Here is a 20020-nt window from a genome sequence, read left to right as displayed (position 1 = left end):
ACTCTTTTTTATTTAGTATAATCTTCCAATTGTTTTAAAATAATGGAACGAACCTCATCTTTAATAACTTTCTTATCATCAAGTGTTTTACCTTTAGTTTCAAAAAACTTATGAACTTTTGCTCTCATAATTCCTGGACTTCCACTTAAAAAAGTGTAGGACATTCTAGTTTTATTATCGGCAAATGTCATTGGAACTATCGGGATTTGATGTTCTATAGCTAATTTGAAAGCACCATCCTTAAATTCGTCCAACATAACAGCTTCGTCAGGAACGCCACCTTCCGGAAAAATACAAATACTTAAACCTTGATTTAATCGTTTTTGTGCTCTTGTAAAAACTTCCATTCTACTTTTTTGACTACTTCTATCTACTAAAATACAAGTACGTTTGTAAAAAAATCCAAAAAGTGGAATTTTAGACAACTCTTTTTTTCCAACAAAAACAAAAGGATTTTGAGCAATGGAAAGCATCAACATGATATCAGTCATTGAAGTATGATTAGCAACTAACATATAACTTTTACCTTTTTCTAGTTCTTGCTCTCTTTCAATTTTGGTATAAAAACCCATTCCTAAAAGAATTCCTTTAGCCCAAACTCTTGCCATTACAAAAAAATAAGGATACCATTCTTCTTTCACAATTGAAAGTAATAGAAATGGTAACATTATTAAGATAAGCGCACCCATCAAAATATAGAACCAAACGCGCCAAAGTACCCAAAAAATAATTTTTAGCAATCTCATAGCGTCAAAAATAAGTAATAGTATGCAAATTATACTACAAAGGTTTAACTTTGCATCAAATAAATTTTGATACTGAAATCAATTCAGCAATTATGGCAAAAATACTTACAGGCGTACAAAGCACAGGCACACCACATTTAGGAAATTTACTTGGAGCAATTATTCCGGCAATTGAATTATCTAATAATCCTGATAATCAATCATTTCTATTTATAGCCGATTTACATTCCATCACTCAAATTAAAGATGGTGAAACTTTAAGAAAAAACACTTATAGTACTGCTGCAGCTTGGCTTGCTTGTGGTTTAGATATCAATAAAGTAACTTTTTACCGTCAAAGCGATGTGCCTCAAACAGCAGAATTGTCTTGGTATTTAAGTTGTTTCTTTCCCTTTCAAAGATTGACATTAGCACATTCATTTAAAGATAAAGCCGATAGATTAGAAGATGTAAATGCAGGATTATTTACATATCCAATGTTGATGGCTGCTGATATTTTATTGTATGATGCGAATTTTGTTCCTGTTGGAAAAGACCAAATGCAACATATAGAAATTACTCGTGATGTAGCTTCAAGATTTAATCACCAAATGGGTGAAACCTTTGTAATACCTGAAGGAAAAGTACAAGAGGAAACCATGTATATTCCTGGAACGGACGGAAATAAAATGAGTAAATCTCGTGGAAATATTATTGATATTTTCCTTGATGACAAAGCGTTACGCAAACAAGTAATGTCTATTGAAAGTGATAGCACGCCACTTGAAGAACCAAAAAATCCAGATACTTGCAAAATTTTTGCTCTTTACAAATTACTTGCTAATACTGAGCAAATTGCAATTATGAGACAAAATTATCTTGGTGGAAATTATGGTTATGGTCACGCCAAACAAGCTTTGTTTGAATTAATCTGCGAGAAATTTAAAACAGAAAGAGAAAAATATAATTATTACATCAACAACCTTGAAGAAGTGGATACTTTGTTGCAAAAAGGTGCTCAAAAAGCACAAGTAATAGCTAATGAAGTTTTAGGAAGAGTTCGAGTGAAATTAGGATTTGAAAAAATCTAATTTACTTTCACAGCGTCAACAACTTCATCTCCTTTACTACTATTTTCTGATTCTTCTTTAGTTTCAATTCTGACGCTTTCATCATAATTCCTGATGATAACGTCAGAAGTGAAACCATAATCCACCTTTAGAATTTCTTTGCTTTTTGGTGGTTGCTTTATAAAACGATATTCATGTTCCTTATCGTATTTTATAATTTCTGTGTCATTGGATAAAAATGAAGCCAATTCATTTCCAACATAAAAATTAAAAAAATCATTTTTAGATACATTTATTGATTCTTTTTTCTTCAAAAAAACAGAATATGTAGGTTGTTTAAAGACATCATTTCTATTTATCTTTTTTGAAATTAATAGTACAACATCAAAATCAGATTTGTTTTTAATATTAATTTTAAGACTATCCGGAATTTGCTCTTCAAATTTTGAACTAAACATGGATTTAAAAACTTTATCTCCTGTCTTTAAAGTATCAATTTTTTTAATACTATCAATAAATACGGTCTTACAATCTGTTAAATAATTAATGAAGTGATTTTTATCACTTGCATACCTTTCATTTAGCGATTCCATTATTGTATTCATGTTTTCGCTATTATTGATGTCATAATCGCTTGAACCTGAAGAACATTTATTTGAAAAAACAGCTATTTTTAGCAATATAACTAAAATAATACCAAAAACTCTCCACGAAAATCCTGAACCAGAGGAACTACTTTTCTCTACTCTACCTTCAATATTATTTTGAACAATTCTTTTATTTGAAGCAATAGTATCCATTAATTCTTCATCAAACGAATGGTAATTTGCCATCGAAATCATAATTCCTTCAGCAAATTCTGAACTCTTTGTTACATTATAAATATCAACGATTTCATTTAATAAAGAATGAACTTTATCGTCTAAATCCGAACTAATAAAATGTGATAAAAAGATAAAAAACGATGCTTGCTTCACATAAAGTATTGGAAAAAAATTTTGCTCTTTTGAATTCAATACAGACAAAACAAAGTCTAATTTACCTTCTGCTCTTTTTGAAACCTTATAAAACAATTCTTCTGGAAAATAATCTTTGTAAACAAGAAGATCATTCATTTCATCAAACTTATTTTCGATGCTTTTTTTATCAAAAAAAATAATCAAATCATCTAACAAATAGTTTTCAATGAACATTTTTACTCTTTCATTATCAACTACAATATTTTGTGAAGGAAAGGAATCTCTATAATAATTTTTCTTACTGAAGAAATTATATAAAACTCTATTATTTGCAATAAATTGAAATTCTGAAGGATACTTTTTTAAAGCTTCAATTAAATTATTGGCAACATTAACATCAATATCAGGATTTATTTTCTTCTCTACATTGACATGTTTTTCGATTTTGATAATTTCTTCAGAAGTAATTTGAAGAAGTTTGGATTTATCAATATTTAGATTTTCAAATAATTCTATGATATTCATGCGCTTGTAAATTGAAGAATGTAAAATTTGTAAAATGCAATAAAAACAATCTGTTTTTTTAAATGTATATTTTATTCTTGATGAATTTCAATAATTCCATTATTTTCTTTAATGACACAGAGATTATCAAATTGATAGTCATTTTTTATCAAAAATTTATAATTTTTTGGAAATTCCGTAAATCTAGGTTCAACTATCGAATTTCTATGAATGTATAGTTTTTCCTTACTGTTGTGAAACGTAGCTAATTTTTTTCCTATATAAAAATTAAAAGTTCTTTTAAAATCTGATGATTTATCTAATTCAAAAGTTTGATTTGATTTAATAAAATAGGCTTGATTAGGAATGTTTATGGTATCAAAAGCAACTGAATTTTCAAGTAAAATAACATCATACTTAGTTGTGTTCTTAAATTTTATATTATTGTTAGAAGAAGATAAATTTTTGTTTTTATAAACATTGTTAAACGGATTCTGACCTGTCTTTATAGAATTATCATAGGTCAAATTGTTTTTAACATCCGAATTATAGTCAACCAAAAATACTTTAAAAGCATCAATTTTTGATTGTGATTCAAGGTAGTAGCGATCTAAAACGGGTTTATAGTTTTCGCTTTCTATTGGTTCATCTTCATAATAATCATTTGTTTTACTAATAGAATTACTGATGGATGAAACATAATTTCTAACTATAAAAAATTGCATGACAAAAAAAATCGTGATACCAATAATTTTAAAAGGTAATGTAACAATTTTGTTTCTTTCGATTCTTTTCTTTTTCCTTAAACGATAATTGATAATTATTTCTTTATTAGATTGAATAGTTTTGTAAAGCTCTTCATCAAAAGTTGTAAAACTTTCCATAGCAATCATTATAGATTCACTAAACTCTGAATTCTTGTTTGCATTGTAAATACTTACAACTTTATTTAACAACAAATAAACTTTTTCATTAATTTCTTTTGTATCAAAATGAGATAAAAACTTAAAGAAAAGTGGTTCTTGTACATGTAAAATTGGGAAATAATTCGAGTTATTTGAGTTTAAAGTTGTTAAAACAAAATCTAATTTACCTTCTGCTCTTTTTGAAGCCTTGTACAACAATTCTTCTGGGAAATATTCTTTGTAAACAAGAAGATCATTCATTTCTTCAAACTTATTTTCGATGCTCTTTTTATCAAAAAAAATAATCAAATCATCTAACAAATAGTTTTCAATGAACATTTTTACTCTTTCATTATCAACTACAATATTTTGTAAAGGAAAGTAATCTCTGTAATAATTTTTCTTACTGAATAAATTATACAAAACTCTATTGTTTACAATAAATTGAAATTCTGATGGATATTTTTTTAAAGCTTCAATTAAATTATTAGCAACATTAACATCAATATCAGGATTTATTTTCTTCTCTACGTTGACCTGTTTTTCGATTTTGATAATTTCTTCAGAAGTAATTTGAAGAAGTGAGGATTTATCAATATTTAGATTTTCAAATAATTCTATGATATTCATGCGCTTGTAAATTGAAGAAAAGCAAAAGTAAAATTTTAACGCTTTATTTTACTTGATTTTATTGAAAAAAATAAAATAATTGTAAATTGCCTACTTATTAAATTATGTGATAAATCCATGGAAGCCATCATCAACCAATTATTTGAAATAGAAAAGAAAGCTACAGAACAAAATCTGGATATTTTTGAACGCAATTTAAACAGGATTCAGCACGAACTTGAAGAGTTGGGTTATAAAATTATTAATCCAATAGGAAACCAATATGATGAAAGAGACGCTTCGATTGAAGCAAATATTCTAAATCCAAGTGCAAAAAAAATCACTAAAGTTTTAAAGCCTGTAATTTATAAAATGCAAAATGACAATTACATTCTATTACAAAAAGGTATCGTAATTGTAGAATAACTATTTAAAATGCTATGAAAAACATTAATATCGGAATTGACTTGGGTACAACCAATTCTGCCATTGCTAAATATGAAAATGGTAAAGTAACCATTTATAAAAATCCTGTTGGATTTAAAGATACTATTCCGTCTGTGGTTTCTTTTAGAAAAGGGCGTATTCAAATAGGCGATAAAGCTCGTGAACATTTTTTGTCTAATTCTGAAAATGTTTTTGCCTCTTTCAAAAGAAAAATGGGTTCTGATGAAACCTATTTTGTTAAAGATTTAGACAAACAAATTGCACCCATTGAACTTTCATCAATGGTTTTGAAAGAGTTGATTAATTTTACTCAAAATGAAAATCCAAAATCAGCGGTAATTACTATTCCTGCATCATTTGACACTATTCAAACCAATGCCACTAAGAAAGCAGGATATGAAGCAGGATTTGCAGAAGTCGTTTTGCTTCAAGAACCAATTGCGGCTTGTTTGGCTTATTCCAATTTTCAAAATTTAGATATTTCATCCGAAAAAAAATGGTTGGTTTATGATTTTGGTGGTGGAACTTTTGACGTGGCTTTAGTAAAAATTGACGAACGCGAATTGAAAGTTATTGATCATAAAGGAAATAATTTTCTTGGTGGTGTTGATCTTGATACTTTATTTGTTGAAAAAATTATTTGTCCAAAAATTGAGGCACAATCTTCAGAAAATAACCTTTGGAATAACATGATTTCTGGCGATGATGCCGTTTATAAAAAACTGTATTTCGAATTACTTTTTAAAGCTGAAGAAGCTAAAAAAGAACTATCATTAAAAGAAAGAACCAACATAGAAATTGAATTTGACGAATTGGATTTATCCATAGATTTAGAATTGAGTAAAGCAGAATTTGAGGCTATTGTTGCTCCAAAATTTGAGGAATCTTTTCAACTTACGCACAAGTTAATTTTAGAGAATAACCTGAAATTTTCTGATATTGAACGCATCATACTTGTTGGCGGAACGACATACATTCCTTTCATCCGACAAGAATTAGAAAAAAGAAGCCAAACGCTTGTGGATTCTAGTATTGATCCAACAACCGCAGTAGTTTTAGGTGCCAGTTTTTATGCCGGTTCTAAACCATCTGAATATGTTGCATCTGAAAAAGAAGTGGTTGTTGAACAAGAATCTTTATCGGTTGAACTTATTTTTGAACCTCATTCTAAAGATAAAGAAGAATTGATTGTTGCGCTGTTGCCAACTGATTTTAATGGTTTTTACAGAATTACTCGTAGCGATGGTGGTTTTGATACAGGTTTGCTTGCTGCAAATAAAAAAATAGCAGAATTTGTACCTCTTTTGGAAAAAGCGACCAATATCTTTTCGTTATTTTTATTTGACCAACAACAAAATCAGGTTTATCAGCATACATCTATTCAAATCACTAATGGACTTTACAACATCTCTGGACAACCTTTGCCTAATGATATTTGTTTAGAAGTTGATGAAGAAAGTGGTAAAACCTTTATGGAACGCATTTTTAAGAAAAACGATATTCTGCCTTTAAAGAAGACTATTTACAAAACGTGTTCTAAAAATATCCTGAAAAATTCTGACGATAAATTAATCATCAATATTGTAGAAGGTAATGCCGGAAGCATGGTTGGTAGCAACTTAACCATTGGTTATATAGAAATTTGTGGAAAAGATTTTCATCAAGATTTATTGAAAGGAATGGACGTTGAATTGAATTTTAAAATTTCTGAATCGCGCGATTTGAGTATTACAGTTTACATTAGTTCGTTAGATTTAGAAATAAAAGAAGTATTCAATCCGCACGAGCGAACAATTTCATTATCTAAATTAACCGAAGAAATTAAAGTAGTTATCGATGAAGTTTCAGAAGAAATTTACCTTAATGAGGAAGATGAAAACTATGAATATCTTGCCAAATTAAAACGAATAAAAGATCATTTAGCGGTTTTATACAATGAATCTTTAGAAATTGTTAATGATAAATCGACCGATAAAAAGTATCAAATTGATGAAATGAAACGTTTAACGATTCAAGAATATGACGATTTGGTGCGCCACAAACATGTTTTGAATGAATTGAGCGAATATCATTATTCTAAAGAAATTTTTGATGGTTATGCTGATCGTGCCAATCCACGTCAAATGGAAGAATATGAAAAAATCATTAAAAATGAAGCGGAGTTTTTACAATCGAATAATAAATATATAATTCGTAAAAAAACTAAAGAATTAGATAATTTAATTGATGCCATTTATTACAAACAAGAATCGCGTTTTATTGATTATTTTTATCATTTTAGATTTAAAGAAGAAGACGAATTTACTAACAGAGACAAATTTTTAAAATTAGTAGAATTAGGTGAAAAAGCATTAGAGAACCAAAATATGGCCGAGTTAAAATCTATTTGCAGTCAATTTTGGGAATTGCTAAAAGTAAAACCAAAACTAAAAGACGATTTTAATAGTTTTGATGGAAATTTAGGGTTGAAGTAATTTTTAAACAACTTCAAACAACTTTCCTGGCAAAGGTCTAGCAACACCTTTTAATTCCATATTCAATAAAATAGAAGCTGTTTTAAAAACGGGTAAATCACAATCGAGAGCAATTACATCAAGTAGTTGCTTTCCGTTTTTTATAAGATAATCGTAGAGTTTTTGTTCGTCGTTTTCTAAAGTAATGAATAGTTGTTTTTGAATAACTTTTTCTTCTTTGGGTTGTAATTCCCAATTTAGAATATACATAATATCAGCTGCAGAAGTCAGCAAATGAGCGCGTTGGGTTTTAATCAAATTATTGCAACCTTGACTAAATTTATCGGTTGTTCTTCCTGGAACTGCAAAAACATCTCTGTTGTAATCGTTAGCTAAATTTGCTGTAATTAGCGATCCGCCTTTTTCGGCACTTTCTATCACAATGGTTGCCTCACTCATTCCGGCAACGATGCGATTTCTTTTTACAAAATTTTCTTTTTCAGGATTTGAAGTACTCCAAAACTCTGTCAAGAAACCACCTTTTTCTTCCATTTTCCCAACATATTTTTTGTGCACTTTTGGATATACTTGATTCAAACCATGTGCAATTACACCAATGGTTTGCAAATTATTTTCCATTGCAGCTTTATGAGCTACGATGTCAACGCCATAAGCGAATCCGCTTACAATGATTGGATTTAATGGTGCTAAATCTTCTATTAATTTCTTGCAAAATTCAGTTCCATAAGTTGTAATTTCTCGAGTTCCAACAATACTGATTATTTTTCTGTTATTGAAATCGATGTTTCCCGATGCAAATAATAAAATTGGTCCATCAATGCAATGTTTTAATCGTTTGGGATAATTTTCATCTTTATAAAAAAAAGCTTTTATATCATTTTCCTCTATAAAATTGAGTTCTGCTTTTGCTAATTCAAAAACCGATTTGTTTTTTAGATTTTTGATTACAACCTGACCAATTCCATCAATAGATGACAGTTGCGAAGCTTTTGCTTTGAAAATAGATTCGGCAGTGGGAAAATGATTGAGAAGTTTTTTTGCTAAAACATCGCCTATTCCTTCTACTTTTAGTAATGCCAATAAGTGTAGTAATTCTGTGTCGTTCATTATATTAAATCTGTATGGTGTATATAAATAAGATTCCAAAAGTAAGAACAATTAAAATTGTTAACAAAGTTTGTTGATAAAATTTTGCATTCCACATTAAATAATTAAATTTGTCATTATGAAGATGGATCAATACATATCACAATTATTATATCGTTACCAATGTGTAACTGTTCCAGGATTTGGTGCTTTTTTAACCGAAATTCAATCGGCACAATTGCATGAAAGTTCTCATTCGTTTTATCCACCAAAGAAATTGGTTTCATTCAATCCTTATTTAAAAAATAATGATGGATTGTTAGCAAATCATATAGCTCAATCAGAGAAAATGAGTTATGAAGTTGCTGTTTCTATTATTGAAAATCAAGTGGCTACATGGAAATCGAAATTGAATGATTTTGGTGCGATTACGATAAAAAATATTGGTGAAATTTCATTAAATAATGAAAGAAATTTTGTTTTTTCTCCTCATGATCAAGTTAATTATTTAACTTCCTCTTTTGGATTAACTAACTATAACTCACCTGCTGTTAAACGTGAAGTTTATAAACAAGAAGTTGAAGCATTAGAAGAAAAAGCTCCTATTGTTTTCACTCCTGAAAAAAGAAGTTCAAATAATTTCATGAAATATGCTGCCTTTTTTGTTCTTGGTGCAGGACTTTTAACCTCTGGAGGCTTTTTTGGAAATGAATATTATAAAAATAAAATTCAACAAGAAACTTTAGCCGTTCAAACTAAAGTTCAAAAGCAAGTAGAACAAAAAATTCAAGAAGCTACTTTTGTAATCGATATTCCGCTTCCAAATGTTACACTTTCAGTAGGGGAAAATGCCACAGAAAACAAAGCATACCATGTTGTTGCTGGAGTTTATCAAAAAGAATTTTATGCGAATAAATTATTTGCTGAACTTCAAAATTTAGGTTACAAACCGATTCGTTTAGAACCTAATAAATATGGAATGTTTCCTGTTTTATATGGAAGTTTCTCTAGTTATACTGATGCTTATAACGCTATGATGGAAATTAAAAAATCACACAATCCAGAAGCTTGGATGATGATTAAAGAAATAAAATAAATCCCGGAATTTTCGGGATTTTCTTATTGAAGTCGTTTTAAAGAAAATACTACCTTTGCAAAAAAAACTATGACTCCAAAACATCCAATAGATTCATTGACAATTTTAACCGATTTAGTATTACCAAGCGAAACCAATCCTTTGAATAATCTTTTTGGTGGTGAATTGCTTGCTAGAATGGATAGAGCAGCAAGTATAGCAGCTAGAAGACATTCTCGTAGAATTGTAGTTACAGCTTCAGTAAATCATGTGGCTTTTAATCGTTCTATACCACTTGGAAGTGTTGTTACAATCGAAGCTAAAGTTTCAAGAGCTTTTTCAACATCAATGGAAATTTTTCTTGATGTATGGATTGAAGATAGAGAATCAGGTACAAGAACTAAAGCTAATGAAGCTATTTATACTTTTGTTGCTGTTAATGAAACTGGAAATCCTGTAGAAGTTCCTCAATTAGTTCCTCAAACTGAGGAAGAAATTTCAAGATTTGATGCTGCTCTACGAAGAAAACAACTTAGTTTAGTTTTAGCAGGGAAAATGAATCCGCATGAAGCAACCGAATTAAAAGCATTATTCATATAAACAAAAAAGTCAGCTAATTGCTGACTTTTTAATTTCTATCTTCTACTTATCCAAAGTGATGGATTGTTTGGTGTAGTATTTTGAGTTATCATAAATTTCAAAATAGTCTTACCATCAGAATCAGTTTTAATTTTACCTAAAGTTTGTTTAGCAGAAACCATATCGCCTTCACTAACAGAAACGGTACTTAAATTTTGATAGACTGAAAAATATTCACCATGTCTTACCATTACTGCAAATTTATTTCCAATTTTTTGAACTTGTGTAACTTCTCCTTTAAAAACGCATCGAGCAGAAGCACCACTTTCAGTAATAATTTTTAGTCCGCTATTATTTTCCTCAAGGTTTTTATAAACTGGATGTGGTTGTTTTCCAAAACCCATATAAATATCACCTTTTTCAACTGGCCAAGGTAAACTTCCTTTGTTTGCTTTAAAATTATCTGAAATTATTTTTCCTTCTGGTGTTAAAACAATTTTTGTAGATGATTCAATCGCTTTTATCTCAGCAGCTGTAGTCGTTTTTGGATTTGCTTTTGCTTTTGCCGCAGCTGCTTTTCTGTTCGCTTCAGCAATAGCTTCACGAATCATTTTTTGAATTTGAGCATCTATTTTTTTAGTTTCCTGTTCTTTTTTCTTGATTTCAGCGGCAATTTGCTTTTTGCTTTTATTTAAACTGTTAGCAATTTTTTCTTGTTCTTGTTTTTCTTTTACTAAGTCTTGCTTTTGTTTTTCTTGTTCCGCAAGAAGTTTCTCTTTCTCTGTTTTTTGCCCTGACAATTTTTTATTATGATCATCAAGTTTTGTTGCTTTATCCTTTATTTCTTCACCTTGCATTTTTCTGTAGCTAGAATATTGCTTCATGTATTGCAATCTCTTGTATGCTTGAAGAAAATTTTCTGATGACAATAAAAACATTGCACGGCTTTGAGTTGAACGACTTTTGTATGATTTTACAATCATATCAGCATAATCTTCTTTTAAAACTTTAAGTTCTTTTTTTAATTTATTTATTTCGCGTTGATTTAAATAGATATCATTGCTCAACAACTTTGTTTGTTTTTCAGTTGTTGTGATTAGTTTTTCTTTAAGTCCAATTTTTTCTTTTTGAATCGTCAATAGTTTTACAACTGACTTTTCTTTTTTTCGAACATCTTGTAGCATCATTTCTTTTTCACGAATTTCAGCTTGAAGTTTTGCCTTCTTTTGCTCTAATTGTTCCTGCGTTTGCTGGCTCCACGAAAGTGAAGTTACTAAAACTAGAAATAATGTAAATACTGCTTTTTGCATATATATTAGTTAATGTAAATTCTTTCATAACCATCAGGAACACTGTATGGGAAAGAAAATTCTTCGTTGAAAGTAATATTTTTGTAATCTATATCAATGTTTGTTTTTCCTTTTTTCTGTTGTGCTTCAATAGAAAAGTTCAAAGGTACTATCTTATCCGAAAGTTTTTGATATTCAGGATAACTTATTTGCAACTTTCTGTCTTGTGTTGGCTGATTGAATTCTTGCTTTTTTAATAGAAAATTTTCAGCTTCAAAAAAGTATGATTTCTTAGTACTTGAATCTTTAATATCATCTAATTTATACAATTTATCAATTATTGTTGCCGAATATTTAGAATCGTTCAAATTGTCTAAAGCTTGTCCAATAAGTAAATTTTGAACTTTATTAAAATCTAAATCGGTACCAAGCCATTGACTTAAAGAAGCATAATCGCCTTCAAAATATTTTCCGCCAAGTTTTTCATAATACTGAACTTTTGTTGGCGTAATCAATGCTTTTGCCATTGTTATTCCAAGAAATCGAATGCTTACTAATATTTTTTCGTCTTTCTTGATTTTTATTTCAGCTGTTACATTTTGCGAATTGTTTTCATCTTCATATTTAGCATTTGCCTTTATATATAATGTAGAAAACTCAAATTTATTGTTGTAATGGCTTTGAATAATTTTATCAGATTCGATAATGTTTGTTGCAATACTTTCGGCCAAAACCGCTTTTGATTTGCAAGAAATCATCATAATTATTACCACTAAACTAACTATCTTTTTCATTTTATTTTTTCTGTTTTTTAAGCAGTTCATTCGCTTTTGTAAAATACAACTCTTTCTTTTTCATATCACCTAATCCGCTAAATGCCTCACCAAGTTGAATGTTGAAATTGATTTCTAAAGCCACATCATCTAAAACAAAATCAATTCCAGATTCTAATGCGTCTTTTGCTTTTTTGTAATTTTTAAGTTGATTGTTAGCTAATCCATTGTAATAATACAATTGAGGTTGTGTTGGAAACAATTGCATTTGATCTTCTGAAACTTTAGCTAACTTTTCAAAATTGGCACTTTCGGTGTAAGCTTGCAATAAAAGCAAAATGGTTTCCATATCTTCTTTTACATTTGAAAGATGCTTTTCATAATATTTGGTCGCATTTATCCAATCTTTTTTATTTTGATAAAACTTACCAATTTCTTTTGCTACTTGAACTTCTTTATCATCTTCAAAATAAGAAATTGCTTTTTCTAAATCGGCTTCATATTTTGGATTATTTCTAGAAAAAATTAGAAATTCATTTAAAATTCTGTGCTTAATTTTTTTATCAATTTTTAAACTTCCTAAAACAATATTCATTGCTTTAACGGCTTTATCACCTTCATTATTGTTTAAATGAAATTTGAATAAACTGACTTGAGCCCAATCTGATGTTGGAATTTCTTTTTCTAATTGTTTAGCAACTTCCAGAGCTTTTTCTTCTTGATTACTTTTTGAATACATGTAAATCAGCTCAACATAATTAGATTCTTCTTTTGGATTTTTTTTAATTTTTTCCAATAAATCTGCTTTTTCAGAACCTTGATATTTAGCGTCTTTTAAAATATCTGCTTTATATAATTCTCTTTTTTCAGATTTTCCAACGGTTTCATTTAGCTCATTAATTAAAAGTAATGCTTTATCAAACTGTTGTGTTTTCATATAAAGTGAAACTAAATCTTCTTTATAATCTACTTTAAATTCAACAAGTTTTTCAACAATTATTATAGCTTGATTAAAATCGCTTGTGTCATAACAAACGTCGTACATTCCTACCCAAGCCCAACGGTTTTTTGGGTCAATTTCAGTGGCTTTTTCAAAATTATCGTACGCCTCTTTATACTTTTTTTGAGACAAATAATTCTTGCCTAACTCAAAATAAACCACTCCGTTTTTAGGTTGCAAATCTTTACATCGTTCTAATGCATCAATTGCTTTATCATAATTTTCAATTCCTTTTTGCTTCAAAGATTCAAAGAAATAATTTTCAAAATCATCACTTACAGAAGCAATTTCCTCTGGTTCAGTTTGAGCCAAAAGTATATTTGGAATTAAAAACATTCCGAAAAGAAAACTATATAAAACTATTTTTTTCATCAAATTTCTATTCTAAAACGGAATAATCTCCGATACTAATGCTTGTGAAATTACCGTCAAAACTAACGTGATTTCCTATCATAGCATTGTCTAAATTAGCGTTTTTAATATGTGCATGCGTTTGAACCAAACTGTTTTTAATGGAACTATCAATTACATGACATCCTTTTCCTAAGGACACATTTGGACCAACTGTAGCATTAATTAAAACCACATCTTCACCAATATAACATGGTGGAATGATGGTTGAATTCTCTTGCTTAACATCATAATCAACTAAATGAATTCCGTCATTATGAAGGAAATTCAACATTCGATTATTGGTATCAACAGTTACATCTTTGTTTCCGCAGTCCATCCATTCGTCAACTTTACCTGGTACAAATTTCATGCCCTTTGCCATCATTTGTTTGATTCCATCATTAATTTGATATTCACCACCATGAATGATGTTATTATCAAGAACAGATTGTAACTCATTTTTTAAAACGGCAACATCTTTAAAATAGTATATTCCAATAACCGCTAAATCAGAAACAAACTCCTTTGGTTTTTCAACTAATTCGATTATTTCGCCATTGGAATTCAAATTTACAACTCCAAAAGCTTCTGGTTGATCTACTTGTTTTACCCAAATTACACTATCGGCATTTTGATCTAAGTCAAAGTCGGCACGAATTAAAGTATCAGCATAAGCAATTACTGCTGGACCACTCAAAGAATCTTTGGCACACATAATGGCATGACCAGTTCCAAGTGCTTCATTTTGATAATAAATCGTTCCTTTTGCTCCAAGTTTTTCAGCAATTGCAATTAGTTCTTCTTCTACTTTTTTTCCAAAACTTTCGTGAATTACAAAAGCAACTTCTTCTATTGGTTGATTCAAAACTCCAGCAATATCTTCAACTAAACGGTGAACGATAGGTTTTCCTGCAATAGGAATTAATGGTTTTGGAATTGTTAATGTGTGTGGACGTAATCTTGAACCACGTCCTGCCATTGGTACTATTATTTTCATGTTTTTATTTTTCTTTAAATAATTCTTTTAATAAATATCCAGCTAAAATAATTCCTCCAATAACTTTAACAAATTCTAGAATCTCATTAGAATTTTTATCTGATTTATATTTATTATACTGTTCTGTTGTAATTGATCCGTTCTCGAAAAGAAATAACATATATTCATCCTTTTCTATAACAGTCGCAGTTCCATTCTCAACTTTATTTTTAAGTTGATAAATTCTATTATAGTCAAAATTATTTGCCATTTTTCTTTTTCTTATTTAATTTGTCAACTAATATTGGTATTAATTCATCTGCTTCTTTTCGTAACTTATCAATAAATATTTGTTGTTCATTATCTCTAGCCTTGAGCTTTTCATGTTCAATTTTAAGATTGTTAATTTCATCTTTCAGTCCCATTTTAGAGGAAAAGAATCCAATTAATCCAGATGCAACTATCCCTATAATTGCTACTATAGTTTCTTGACTCATATTTTTTACTTTACTCCTGTACTTCCAAATCCGCCTACTCCACGAGAAGTCTCAGATAATTCTTGAACTTCAATCCATTCGGCACGCTCGTGTTTTGCAATGATTAGTTGTGCAATTCTTTCTCCGTTTTCAATGATGAAATCTTCATTGGATAAATTTACTAAAATTACACCGATTTCTCCACGATAATCGGCATCGACTGTTCCTGGTGAATTTAAAACGGTGATTCCTTTTTTTGCAGCTAAACCACTTCTTGGTCTAACTTGAGCTTCGTAACCAATTGGTAATTCAATGAAAAGTCCTGTTTTTACAATAGTTCTCTCTAAAGATTTTAGTATAATTGGTTCAGAAATATTAGCTCTCAAATCCATTCCTGCTGAGGCAATGGTTTCGTAATTAGGTAGTTCGTGTTTTGATTTATTAATAATTTTAATCGTCATAATTTATGCTTTTCTTTTGATGATTCTTAAAAGTGTTTCCTTTTCGTTTCTATAAATGAAATAGGTAAATATCATTATTAATAGGATTCCTACCAAATAATTTTCTCTGAAAAAATAAAATGAAATAGTTGAAAACAATATTGAAATTCCCAAATAGCTACTGATTTTTTTCATATCATAAGGAATTGGATAGTACTTATTACCAAGAACAAAAGAAATAGTCATCATGCTGCCATAAGCCACAATAGTTCCTATTGCCGAACCCATATAACTATATTTTGGTATGAGAAGATAATTAAGTAATAAAGTAAAAATAGCTCCAACAATAGAAATATATGCTCCGATTTTAGTTTTATCTGTTAACTTATACCAAACAGAAAGATTGTTATAAATTCCTAAAAAGAAATTTGCTAAAATAATTAATGGTACAACCTTCATAGCTTCCCAATAGGATTCATCTTTAATCATTATTATTTTTAATAGATCTGCAAAAACAATAACCGTAAGAAGAATTAGTGACCCAAAAATCACAAAAAACTTAGTTATAGTTGCATAAGTTTGTTTGGCATTTTCATTCTTTGAATGACTGAAGAAAAAAGGTTCTATTCCCAATCGAAAAGCTGTTGCAAATAAAACCATAAATAAACCTAATTTGTAACATGCTGCGTATGCTCCAACTTCTGATTTTCCAATTTTTTTTGGCAAAAGATATTCAAGAATTATCTTATCTAAATGTTCGTTTACTGCAAATGCAATTCCAGCAATTAGAATCGGAAAACCATACAACATCATTTTTTTCCAAAGTTGTACATCAAATTTCCATTTTAGGCTTAAATAATTTGGTGAAAGCACAACAAATGTTGCCAAACTTGCTATAAGATTTGCTAAAAATATGTATCCTATTTGAAAATTATCAAAGTACAATGTAGCAAGGAAACCTTCAGGGTTTTGAATAACAATATCTGGTAAATACAACAAGAAAAATAGATTTAAAATCATATTTATCAATACATTTCCTATTTTAATTACTGCATACACAATTGGTCTTTGTTCTGCTCTTAGCTTAGAGAAGGGAATGATGACTAAAGCATCTAAAACTAAAATCCAAATAGCATAAGTAACATATTCAATTTCAACGTTTATACAATTAGAAATTACTTTTCTGAAAAATAAAGCTAGAAATAAAAATCCAATAGAAGACCAAAAAACAGAAATTGTTGAAGTTTGAATGACTCCTTTCTTATTGTCTTCAGAATTATAAAAACGAAAAAAAGCAGTTTCCATTCCATATGATAAAATAACATTAAAAAAAACCATATAAGCTAAAAGAATGGTTGTTTCTCCATAATCTGCTTTTTCTAATTTACCGGTATGAACCATTACCAATAAAAAGCTTATCATTCGAGGCAAAACAGTTGCCAAACCGTAAATTAGTGTTTGCTTAAAAAGATTTTTATATAAACTCAAGGTGATTTTATTAAATGTGAAACAAAAGTAGTTATTAAATCGATTTAATGAAAAAATAGCCAATAAATATGAAAAATGAAACCTAAGAATAACTGATAATTATATATTTGTATAAATATCACTTTTATGAAACGATTTCTTTTATTTTACCTAATTTTAGTCACTACATCAGCTTTTTCTCAAAATATTCCTGTTACAAAAAAAGTTTCAAGCACTTTTGAAAAACACGATTTAAAAATAAATGATGATTATTCATGGTTAGAAAATTTAAAATCTGAAGAAGTATCAAATTGGGTAAATGCTCAAAATGCCTACACGAATACTGCATTTGAAAAAATTAATATTGCTAAAATTGCCACTAAAATTAAAGAATATAATTTTTTATCTAGCAATTCATTACCTATCAAAATTGGAAAATATTTTTATGCAAACTATAGAAAAGATAAATCGCAACCTGCCTCACTTTACTTCAGAAAATCTTTAAATGAAAATGCCATTGAGCTTATTAATCCTTTCAAAATATATAAAGATGAAAATGTTATTTTAGATAATTTTTACCCTTCAAAAAACTCAAGTTTAATTGCCTATAAAGTTTCAATTGACGGAAGCGATCGAATGGAGATTAGATTTTCAAACATTGATACAAGAGAAGTATTGAAAGATATTCTTAAAGATTCTAAATTTTCAAATGTTGCTTGGCATAATGATAAAGGTGTTTTTTATAAGAAAAACTCAAATAAAAACGTCATCGCTAAAGATTCGACTTATCAACTATATTATCATAAAATTGGAACCAATCAAACAGATGATCAATTAATTTATGATGTATCTGAAAAAGGGTCGTATATTGATTTTTTTACCACTAAAAACAGACTTTTTATAACCGAAACTAGTAAAGATGAACTTTCTAAAAGTATGTATTTCATTAATTTTAATGATGAAAGTTTTACAAAAGAAATTATTTATGAAAATGACACAACTGGATTTACATATTTAGGTTATCTAGATAATAAAATTTATATTTCTACAAAAGAATATGATTGGGGAGAAGTTCGTTGTTTTGACATAAAAAATAAAACTGAAGTTAAACAAATTATACCTCAGATTTATAATAATCTTTTAGTTGGAACATATTTTTATGAAAATTATATAGTTTGTAAATATAAAACTATAGAAAGTTACTTTTTAAGAGTTTATGATGCTAATGGAAACTTTATAAGAAAATTTGACTCACCAGAAAGTATGAATTTTTCAATTCGTTTTTTTGATTCTGAAACTAAAGATTTATACGTAACTTTTTATTCTCATGTTATTTCTGCACAAAATTTTAAACTAAATTTTGAAACGGGTGAAGTTCGTCATTTTTACAATGATTATATAAAACCATTACCTACAATATTTCCGTTAAATCATTTTATTACTAAAAAGATAACTTTTAAAAGTAGAGACAATAAAGATGTTCCAATAACTATAATTCATAAAAAAGATCTGGTATTAGACGGGACAAATCCTACACTTTTGAAAGCTTATGGCGGATTTGGGTCAGTTTCAAGTCCTGGATTTGATACAGGTTTACTATATTTTCTAGACCAAGGTGGTGTTTATGCATTTGCCGAGATTCGCGGTGGTGGAGAAAAGGGATTAAAGTGGCATCAAGATGGAAAAGCATCAAAAAAGATGAATTCTTTTAATGATTTTATAGATGCTTCAGAATTTTTAATTAAAGAAAAATATACCTCTCCTAATAAGTTAGCTATTACAGGTGGTTCATATGGCGGATTGGTTGTTGGTGTTGCTATAACTCAACGTCCTGAATTATACAAAGTTGCAATACCCAAAATGGGAGTTTTTGATATGCTTACTTATTCTGACTATTCAGTTGGGAAATATCATTTAGATGAATTTGGCGATCCAAATAATAAAACAGATTTTAATTATTTACTAAATTATTCCCCATATAATAATTTAAAAGAAAGTGTAAATTATCCAACAACATTAATAATTACAAGTGAAAATGATGATCGTGTTCCACCTTTTAATTCCTATAAATTTACTGCTGCATTACAAAACAGGGAGAACCAAAAGAATCCAATTTTTTTAAAAACTCTTTCAAATTCAGGACATTATGGAAAAGTATCAACATATCAAAATAGGATAAATGAAACTGCAGAGTTCTATGGTTTTTTGTTATACTATTTGAAAAATTAATTTCTTGGCTTAGCCGATGGATATGCTAAAAGTTCTTTTTCTTTAATATTAGTAATTTTGAAAAACTGTGTTTTACAATCTTGCTCAAATTCCAAAATTGCCTCATTATTCTTTAATTCAAACTTTGATTTAACAACTTTTGGGGTTTCAATTTGTCCGTCGGTTTCATTTAATTCTTGGTCAACATTTGGCCTTTGAGAATAACTTGCTGTAAAAACGGAATCATTTCTTTTGATAACCTCTAATTCTCGTCCGTGAAAATAGAGTTTTTTTATTTTAAAATTTACTGAAAATGGTTCTTTAAATCTAATATAAAAATCGGTTCCGCTTCCTGTCAAACGCTGTCCACCAATCCATTTTTGAAAATAAACTTCATCTGTTGAAAAAGGAAGACTTTTTGCTTCTTTTTGTGATGAGCAGGAAATAAATACTAAAGTCATCAAAACATATAGAGCTTTCATAATACACTAATTTAAGTTAAATTTATAAAAAAAGAGGCAACATTCGTGCCTCTTTATGTATTATTTAATAAATCTAAAGTTTA

The 20020-nt window shown here is 28.8% G+C and carries 19 protein-coding genes; 6 read left to right on the top strand and 13 right to left on the bottom strand.

Features of this window, described 5'->3' with window-relative positions; genetic code table 11:
- Positions 1–8: 8 nt before the first annotated feature.
- The gene (locus Q0049_RS06570) at positions 9–746 is read right to left on the bottom strand and encodes a 1-acyl-sn-glycerol-3-phosphate acyltransferase (protein WP_298117840.1); all 738 of its coding nucleotides are present in this window, start codon (positions 744–746) and stop codon (positions 9–11) included.
- 92 nt (positions 747–838) lie between these two features.
- Here Q0049_RS06570 and trpS point away from each other — a divergent pair, with 92 nt between their 5' ends.
- A complete protein-coding gene (trpS, locus tag Q0049_RS06565; RefSeq protein ID WP_298117838.1) occupies positions 839–1816 on the top strand; it encodes a tryptophan--tRNA ligase in 978 nt (325 codons plus the stop codon).
- On the opposite strand, the gene Q0049_RS06560 is transcribed toward trpS, so the two are convergent.
- Entirely contained in the window at positions 1813–3279 is a 1467-nt protein-coding gene (locus Q0049_RS06560) for a hypothetical protein (RefSeq protein WP_298117836.1), read from the bottom strand. The genes trpS and Q0049_RS06560 overlap by 4 nt on opposite strands.
- A gap of 71 nt (positions 3280–3350) precedes the next feature.
- Positions 3351–4793, bottom strand: a complete 1443-nt coding sequence (locus tag Q0049_RS06555) for a hypothetical protein (RefSeq protein WP_298117834.1) — start codon at positions 4791–4793, stop codon at positions 3351–3353.
- A 117-nt stretch (positions 4794–4910) separates the two neighbouring features.
- Here Q0049_RS06555 and Q0049_RS06550 point away from each other — a divergent pair, with 117 nt between their 5' ends.
- Both Q0049_RS06550 and Q0049_RS06545 read left to right on the top strand, forming a co-directional pair.
- On the top strand, positions 4911–5198 hold the full coding sequence (locus Q0049_RS06550) for a hypothetical protein (RefSeq protein ID WP_298117832.1): 288 nt from the start codon (positions 4911–4913) through the stop codon (positions 5196–5198).
- A gap of 14 nt (positions 5199–5212) precedes the next feature.
- The gene (locus Q0049_RS06545) at positions 5213–7693 is read left to right on the top strand and encodes an Hsp70 family protein (protein ID WP_298117830.1); all 2481 of its coding nucleotides are present in this window, start codon (positions 5213–5215) and stop codon (positions 7691–7693) included.
- Positions 7694–7696: 3 nt separating this feature from the next.
- Here the strand turns inward: Q0049_RS06545 and dprA are convergent, their stop codons facing one another.
- Positions 7697–8800, bottom strand: coding sequence for a DNA-processing protein DprA (gene dprA / locus Q0049_RS06540; protein ID WP_298117828.1), 1104 nt, complete (start codon positions 8798–8800; stop codon positions 7697–7699).
- A gap of 118 nt (positions 8801–8918) precedes the next feature.
- Between dprA and Q0049_RS06535 the strand changes: the two genes are divergently transcribed.
- Positions 8919–9875: an SPOR domain-containing protein gene (locus Q0049_RS06535; RefSeq protein WP_298117826.1), complete on the top strand. Its 957-nt coding sequence runs from the start codon at positions 8919–8921 to the stop codon at positions 9873–9875.
- A gap of 69 nt (positions 9876–9944) precedes the next feature.
- Entirely contained in the window at positions 9945–10454 is a 510-nt protein-coding gene (locus tag Q0049_RS06530) for an acyl-CoA thioesterase (protein WP_298117824.1), read from the top strand.
- Positions 10455–10489: 35 nt separating this feature from the next.
- Here the strand turns inward: Q0049_RS06530 and Q0049_RS06525 are convergent, their stop codons facing one another.
- The 8 genes from Q0049_RS06525 to Q0049_RS06490 are packed head-to-tail and all read right to left on the bottom strand — an operon-like array spanning position 10490 to position 17268.
- On the bottom strand, positions 10490–11743 hold the full coding sequence (locus Q0049_RS06525) for a peptidoglycan DD-metalloendopeptidase family protein (protein WP_298117823.1): 1254 nt from the start codon (positions 11741–11743) through the stop codon (positions 10490–10492).
- Positions 11744–11748: 5 nt separating this feature from the next.
- A complete protein-coding gene (locus Q0049_RS06520) occupies positions 11749–12516 on the bottom strand; it encodes a DUF4292 domain-containing protein (protein WP_298117821.1) in 768 nt (255 codons plus the stop codon).
- 1 nt (position 12517) lies between these two features.
- Complete coding sequence (locus Q0049_RS06515) at positions 12518–13867, bottom strand: tetratricopeptide repeat protein (RefSeq protein WP_298117819.1); 1350 nt, start codon at positions 13865–13867, stop codon at positions 12518–12520.
- A 7-nt stretch (positions 13868–13874) separates the two neighbouring features.
- Complete coding sequence (locus Q0049_RS06510) at positions 13875–14885, bottom strand: sugar phosphate nucleotidyltransferase (protein WP_298117818.1); 1011 nt, start codon at positions 14883–14885, stop codon at positions 13875–13877.
- A gap of 4 nt (positions 14886–14889) precedes the next feature.
- A complete protein-coding gene (locus Q0049_RS06505; protein ID WP_298117817.1) occupies positions 14890–15135 on the bottom strand; it encodes a hypothetical protein in 246 nt (81 codons plus the stop codon).
- Positions 15125–15361 carry a hypothetical protein gene (locus tag Q0049_RS06500; protein WP_298117815.1) on the bottom strand — a complete coding sequence of 79 codons (237 nt, stop codon included), beginning with the start codon at positions 15359–15361 and terminating at the stop codon, positions 15125–15127. Before Q0049_RS06500 ends, Q0049_RS06505 begins: the two co-directional genes overlap by 11 nt.
- Before the next feature lie 5 nt (positions 15362–15366).
- The gene (gene dut, locus Q0049_RS06495; RefSeq protein WP_298117813.1) at positions 15367–15801 is read right to left on the bottom strand and encodes a dUTP diphosphatase; all 435 of its coding nucleotides are present in this window, start codon (positions 15799–15801) and stop codon (positions 15367–15369) included.
- A gap of 3 nt (positions 15802–15804) precedes the next feature.
- Positions 15805–17268, bottom strand: coding sequence for a lipopolysaccharide biosynthesis protein (locus Q0049_RS06490; RefSeq protein WP_298117811.1), 1464 nt, complete (start codon positions 17266–17268; stop codon positions 15805–15807).
- A 126-nt stretch (positions 17269–17394) separates the two neighbouring features.
- On the opposite strand from Q0049_RS06490, the gene Q0049_RS06485 reads away from it, so the two are divergent.
- Positions 17395–19476, top strand: coding sequence for a prolyl oligopeptidase family serine peptidase (locus tag Q0049_RS06485; protein ID WP_298117809.1), 2082 nt, complete (start codon positions 17395–17397; stop codon positions 19474–19476).
- Here the strand turns inward: Q0049_RS06485 and Q0049_RS06480 are convergent.
- Positions 19473–19937, bottom strand: coding sequence for a hypothetical protein (locus Q0049_RS06480; RefSeq protein WP_298117808.1), 465 nt, complete (start codon positions 19935–19937; stop codon positions 19473–19475). The genes Q0049_RS06485 and Q0049_RS06480 overlap by 4 nt on opposite strands.
- Between the last annotated feature and the right edge of the window lie 83 nt (positions 19938–20020).

The sequence above is a fragment of the Flavobacterium sp. genome, assembly GCF_027484205.1.
In the GTDB taxonomy this organism is placed as follows: Bacteria; Bacteroidota; Bacteroidia; order Flavobacteriales; family Flavobacteriaceae; genus Flavobacterium.
This window is presented reverse-complemented; position numbering and strand designations above follow the sequence as displayed.